Here is a 6,339-nt window from a genome sequence, read left to right as displayed (position 1 = left end):
GGTTGTTGAAAGCTGCGGCATAGCCGTCCCTTTGCAACGCGAACCTGCTCGCATTGATGTTGCTGGAGGAATCCACCAGCAAGGCGAGTTCGAGGTCGACGACGTTGACGGCCAGTGCCGAACTCGTGCCCAGCCCCAGGGCAATGGCGAGCGTCAGGGACTTGAACATGGGTGTTCTCATTGCTTCTTTCTGTCGTGAAGGGATTTTTGGCTGCTCACCCGAAGCTCGGTTTGCCCGAGCGGAGCATCCGGACCTCGCCGGAGAGGCGAATGGCCGTCGAATCGACGGCGCCGACCTTAGCCCGCAAGCAGCGGCGCAGGAATCCTGAGAGGTAGGGCTTGAAAACACGGAACCCGGCGCGCGCCGGGTCTCTTGCGGCTTCTTCAGCGTTCGCGCATCGCCCGCGACAGCATCACCACCGGCAGCAGCCCGACCACCACGATCGCCAGCGAGGGCAGCGCCGCCTCGGCGAGCCGCTCGTCGCGAGCCAGCTGGTAGGCCACGACGGCCAGCGTGTCGCTGTCGAAGGGCCGCAGCACCAGCGTGGCCGGCAATTCCTTCATCACGTCGACGAAGACCAGCAGGCCGGCGGCCAGGCCCGCGCGCGTGAGCAGCGGCGCGTGCACGCCGAAGAAGAGCCTCGCCGAGCCGGCGCCCAGCGTGCGTGCCGTGTCGTCGAAGCTCGCCGGAATGCGCGCATAGCCGGCCTCCACCGACTGCAGCGCCACGGCCGAAAAGCGCACCAGGTAGGCGTAGAGCAGCCCGCCGATGCTTCCGGTGACGGCAAGCTGCGCCCAGCCGGCCGCGGCCGAGCCCGGCGCAGCCGCCTGCACCCAGCCCAGCGGCAACAGCAGGCCGACGGCAATCACGGCACCCGGCACGGCATAGCCGAGGGACACCAGCCGAGCCAGCGGCTGAATCAGCCCGGCGGAGCGGGTGCGCAGCAAAAAGCCGATCAGCAGTGCCAGCGCCACGGCCGCCAGCGCGGCCAGGGTGGCGAGCTTCAGGCTGGTCCAGGCCCAGCCGGCGAAACGCCCCCACGGCAGGCCGCCGGTGCCTTCGACGCCGCCGTAACTGGCCTCGCGCCACACGCCATGCAACAGCACCGCGACCGGCAGCACGAAGCCGAGCAGCACCGGCGTGGCACACAAGGCCACCGCCAGCGCGGCGTGCCGACCGCTCAGCTGCACGGCGCGGGCTTCGCTGCCGCGGCCGCCGCCGCTGCGTGAACTGGCATAGCGCAGCCGCGCCTGCGCGCGCCGCTCCGCCCACAGCAGCACGCCCACCACGACCAACAGCACGGTTGCGAGCTGAGCGGCGGCGAGGCGGTCGTCCATCGACAACCACGCTTTGTAGATGCCGGTGGTGAAGGTGCCCAGGCCGAAATAGGAACCGACGCCGTAGTCCGCCAGCGTTTCCATCAGCGCCAGTGCCACACCCGCGGCCAGCGCCGGGCGGGCCAGCGGCAGCGCGACGCTGCGCACCCGTCGGCCGAGGCCGGCACCGAGCAGCCGCGCCGCTTCCATGAGGTGCAGGCCGCGTTCGAGGAGTGCGCCTCGCGTGAGAAGGTACACGTAGGGATAGAGCGCCAGAGTGAACAGGACGATGGCGCCCGGCAGGCTGCGCACGTCGGGCCACAGCGCGCCCTCGGCTCCGGTCAGTTCACGCAGGCCGGTCTGCAGCGGGCCGCTGTACTGCAGGAAATCGGTCATGGCGTAGGCCAGCACGTAAGCCGGCATGGCCAGCGGCAGCAGCAGTGCCCACTCGAAAAGGCGCCGGCCCGGGAAGTCGAACAAGCTCACCGCCGCCGCGGTGGCGCCTCCGAGCACGCCGACACCCACCGCCACGCCCAGCGTCAACAGCAGCGAGGTCAGCGCATAACCCGGCAGCACCGTGGTGGCCTGATGGCGCAGCAACTCGAGACTGTCCGCCTGCGGAGCGAGCCAAGCCCCTGCGATGCCGAGCAGCGGCAGCGCCAGCAGCGCACACAGCACGACGGCCAGGCGGCGCATGTCAGAGGCAGGCTCGCCGGTCGAGGCGTTCGACGCTCACTGAGACAACGGGAATACGAACGACTTGCATTTTCAATACTCTCGATATGATAGTGGCCATGTTGCTGTCACTCGACCGGGTCTGCATTCGCTACGCGGCCACCGCCTCCGGCGGCGGCGAACGGTCGGCCGTGGACGGCGTGTCCTTCGGGTTGGCACACGGTCAGATCGGCGTGCTCATCGGCCCCTCGGGCTGCGGCAAGACCTCCTTGCTGCGCGCCATCGCCGGCCTGGAGCCGCTGGCCGGGGGGCGCATCGCGCTCGGCGACGAGGTGCTGGGCGACGCCGACCAGGGCCTGCACCTGCCGCCCGAAGCGCGCCGCATCGGCATGGTGTTTCAGGATTACGCGCTATTTCCGCATTTGAGCGTGGCCCAGAACGTGGCCTTTGGTATCCAGAACCTGCCGCGCATGCAGCGCGAGGCACGGGTCGCCGACTTGCTTGAGCTGGTGGGTCTGAGCGGCGCCGCCCGGCGAGCGCCGCACCAGCTCTCCGGCGGCCAGCAGCAGCGCATTGCGCTCGCGCGTGCACTGGCCCCGGCGCCCCGCCTGCTCCTGCTCGACGAGCCGTTCTCGAGCCTCGATGTCGATTTGCGCGAGCGCCTCGCGCAAGAGCTGCGCGCCATCCTGAAGAAAACCGGCACCACCGCCCTGTTCGTCACGCACGATCAGCTCGAAGCTTTCGCGCTCGGCGATGTGATCGGCGTCATGCACCGCGGCCGGCTCGACCAGTGGGACGACGCTTATCACCTGTATCACCGCCCCGCCACCCGTTTCGTGGCGGATTTCATCGGCCATGGCGTGTTCACGCCGGCGCGCATCGTGGCCGGTGAAAACGGCGCCGGTCCACGCGTGCGCACGCCGCTCGGCGACTTTCGCGACCTCGAGGAATGCCCGGTGCCCAGCGCCTATGCGCATGGCGAGTGCGAGGTGCTGCTTCGGGCCGACGACATCATTCACGACGACGCCAGCCCGGTGAAGGCACGCATCGAACGCAAGGCGTTTCGCGGCTCCGAGTTCCTTTACACGCTGCGGCTGGCCAGCGGCGAGCAGGTGCTCGCGCACGTGCCCTCGCACCACGACCATCAGCTCGGCGAATGGATCGGCATACGCGCGGAGGTGGAGCACGTGGTGACGTTTGCGCGCGAGCTGCCGACACCCCAGCCGATCTGATGCGGCGCGGGTGCGAACCCTTGCCGAAAAGCCCGCGAATTGCAGGCAACTTTCAGCGCCCCTGCGCACTCAGAGGTGCGGGGCCAGTCCTATACTGGCCTTGACTTTCCTGAAAGGATGCGCGACGTCATGGGTGCAAAGACCAAAGTAGCAGGCTGGATCGCGCTCGGCGCCGTCGCCGGTGCGCTGACCACGATGCAGTTGCCTGCCACCGGGCAGAACCCCAGTGCGGACCTGCCGCTCGAAGAGTTGCAGCAGCTCGCGGCGGTTTTCGGCATGGTCAAGACCGATTACGTCGAGCCGGTCGACGAGAAGAAGCTGATCACCGACGCCATCGGCGGCATGGTCGCCGGGCTCGACCCGCACTCGCAGTTCTTCGACAAGAAGACCTTCAAGGAATTCCGCGAAGGCACCAGCGGCCGCTTCGTGGGCGTGGGCATCGAGATCGGTATGGAAGACGGCCTGGTCAAGGTGGTCTCGCCGATCGAAGGCTCGCCGGCTTTTCGCGCCGGCATCAAGAGCGGAGACCTCATCACCAAGATCGACGACAGCTTCGTCAAGGGCCTGACGCTCGACGCGGCCGTCAAGAAGATGCGCGGCGAGCCCAGCACCAAGGTGATGCTGACCATCTTCCGCAAGGCCGAGAGCCGCAGCTTTCCCGTGACTATCACGCGCGAAGAAATCCGCATGCAAAGCGTGCGCTCGAAGATCGTCGAGCCCGGCTACGCCTGGCTGCGCGTGAGCCAGTTCCAGGACCGCACGGTCACGGACTTCGCGAGCAAGGTCACCGAGCTGTACAAGCAGGAGCCCAACCTGAAGGGCATGGTGCTCGATCTGCGCAACGATCCGGGCGGCCTGCTCGAAGCCTCGGTGGCCATCTCGGCAGCGTTCCTGCCCGACGACGTGACCGTGGTCTCCACCAACGGCCAGATCGCCGAATCGAAGGCGGTGTTCAAGGCCAGCCCCGAGTTCTACGCGCGTCGCGGCAGCGACCCGCTGCGCCGATTGCCGGAGGGCATCAAGAGCGTGCCGCTGGTGGTGCTGGTCAACGAAGGCTCTGCCTCGGCCAGCGAGATCGTGGCCGGCGCGCTGCAAGACCACAGGCGCGCCACCATCATGGGCAGCCAGACCTTCGGCAAGGGCTCGGTGCAGACGGTGCGCCAGCTCTCGACCGACACGGCGCTCAAGATCACCACCGCCCGCTACTACACGCCCAACGGCCGCTCGATCCAGGCCACCGGCATCGTCCCAGACATCTGGCTCGACGAGACGGCCGAGGGCAACATCTTTGCCGCGCTGCGCACCCGCGAGGCCGACCTGGAAAAGCACATCTCCAGCGGCCAGGGCGAAGAGGTCAAGGACCCGGCACGCGAGAAGGCCCGCGAACAAGCGCTCAAGAAGCTCGAGGAAGCCAATAACGCGGCCGACAAGGACAAGGCGCCCAAGCCCCTGCCCGAGTTCGGCAGCGCCGAGGACTTCCCGCTGCAGCAGGCGCTCAACCGCCTCAAGGGCAAGACGGTGATGGTTTCGCGCACCGCGATCGAGCGCAAGGTCGAGGACACCACGGTCAACTGAGGCCGCAGGCGCCGGTTGAAACAGAGCCCGCTTCGGCGGGCTTTTTGCTGGCCGCGGCAAAACCCGAACGTGACGCGTGCCGAGCGCGTGACCGCGCCTTGCTGCGCCACGGCTGCCGCGACGGTGATGCCGAGCCGAGCACAGCCGCTATCCTCAAAGCATGAACGACGACCAGCTGCTGCGCTACAGCCGCCACATCCTGCTCGACGAGATCGGCATCGAAGGCCAGCAGCGGTTGCAGGATGCGCATGCGCTGGTCATCGGCGCCGGCGGCCTGGGCTCGCCTGCCCTGCTCTACCTCGGCACGGCAGGCGTGGGCACCATCACCGTGGTCGATCACGACAGCGTGGACCTCACCAACCTGCAGCGGCAGATTGCGCACGACATGGCGCGCGTCGGCACGCCGAAGGCCGAGTCCGCGGCTCGAAGCATCGCCGCCATCAACCCCGGCGTGCGCGTGCACCCGCTGATCGAGCGTGCCGATGCGCAGCGGCTCGATGCGCTGGTGCGCCAGGCCGATGTCGTGCTCGACTGCAGCGACAACTTCGCCACCCGACACGCGGTCAACCGCGCCTGCGTCGCGCACAGAAAGCCGCTGGTGGCCGGCGCGGCGATCCGCTTCGACGGCCAGATCTCCGTCTACGACTCGCGCGACGAAGCGAGCCCCTGCTACGCCTGCCTGTTCCCCGAAGACGCGGCTTTCGAGGAGGTGGCCTGCTCCACGATGGGCGTGTTCGCGCCGCTGGTGGGCATCGTCGGAAGCATGCAGGCGGCCGAAGCGCTCAAGCTGTTGATCGGCATCACGCCTTCGCTGGCTGGACGGCTGCAGATGCTCGACGGCCGCGCGATGGAATGGACCGAGATCCGCCTGGCCCGGCGCGAGGGCTGCCCGGTGTGTTCACCGCCCCGCTGAGGCTCGAGGCCGCACTGCGGCGGCGCATCGACGAAGCTCCCAGCTCATGCGACTGCGGCGCGCGCCTGCCTCGCCGATGAGCGGCATCGCGCCGCGTCGCCACGGTAAGCTTGTTGCATGAACGACGACATTCACAACGACCTGCTCGCGCGCAACTTTCCTTCCGCGGAAGAAGACGTCGCCGCAGTCCCCCTGGATTCGCGCTATGCCGGGCCCGGGAGCGCCTACCGGCTGGCCTTCGACGACAGCGAGTTCCTGCTGCGCGAGGAGCTGCGGCCGGTGCGCATGCAGCTCGAGCTCCTCAAGCCCGAGCTGGTGCAGCGCGAGCACGGCGTCGAGGCGACCGTCGTGATCTTCGGCAGCGCGCGCATTCCGGCGCGCGAGCTGGCGCAGCAGAGAGTCGCAGCAGCGCGAGCCGATGGCGACACCGCAGGCCTGCGCCGTGCCGAGATGCAGCTGGTGATGTCGCAGCACTACGAAGAGGCACGGCGCTTCGCCGGCATGGTGACCACCGCATCCAAGCGGCTCGACCAGCCGATCGCCGTGGTCACCGGCGGCGGTCCCGGCATCATGGAAGCCGGCAACCGCGGCGCCTTCGATGCCGGTGGCCCCAGCATCGGCCTGAAC

4 protein-coding genes and 1 pseudogene are annotated in these 6,339 nt (G+C 68.4%); 4 read left to right on the top strand and 1 reads right to left on the bottom strand.

The features are described 5' to 3' along the window. Positions 1-384: 384 nt before the first annotated feature. Positions 385-2,013 (bottom strand): iron ABC transporter permease, encoded by a 1,629-nt coding sequence (locus tag H0W38_RS14140; RefSeq protein ID WP_292455136.1) that lies wholly within the window; start codon positions 2,011-2,013, stop codon positions 385-387. Between the two features lie 98 nt (positions 2,014-2,111). Between H0W38_RS14140 and H0W38_RS14135 the strand changes: the two genes are divergently transcribed. The 4 genes and pseudogenes from H0W38_RS14135 to H0W38_RS14120 all read left to right on the top strand — a co-directional run. Beyond that, on the top strand, positions 2,112-3,224 hold the full coding sequence (locus tag H0W38_RS14135; protein WP_292455133.1) for an ABC transporter ATP-binding protein: 1,113 nt from the start codon (positions 2,112-2,114) through the stop codon (positions 3,222-3,224). A 129-nt stretch (positions 3,225-3,353) separates the two neighbouring features. Further along, entirely contained in the window at positions 3,354-4,799 is a 1,446-nt protein-coding gene (locus tag H0W38_RS14130) for a S41 family peptidase (protein WP_292455130.1), read from the top strand. A 160-nt stretch (positions 4,800-4,959) separates the two neighbouring features. Further along, positions 4,960-5,712, top strand: coding sequence for a HesA/MoeB/ThiF family protein (locus H0W38_RS14125; protein ID WP_292455128.1), 753 nt, complete (start codon positions 4,960-4,962; stop codon positions 5,710-5,712). A gap of 117 nt (positions 5,713-5,829) precedes the next feature. After that, positions 5,830-6,339, top strand: a pseudogene (locus H0W38_RS14120) (3-isopropylmalate dehydrogenase); the annotation flags it as partial.

This window comes from Methylibium sp. (genome assembly GCF_013817365.1).
GTDB lineage: Bacteria > Pseudomonadota > Gammaproteobacteria > Burkholderiales > Burkholderiaceae_C > Methylibium.
This window is presented reverse-complemented; position numbering and strand designations above follow the sequence as displayed.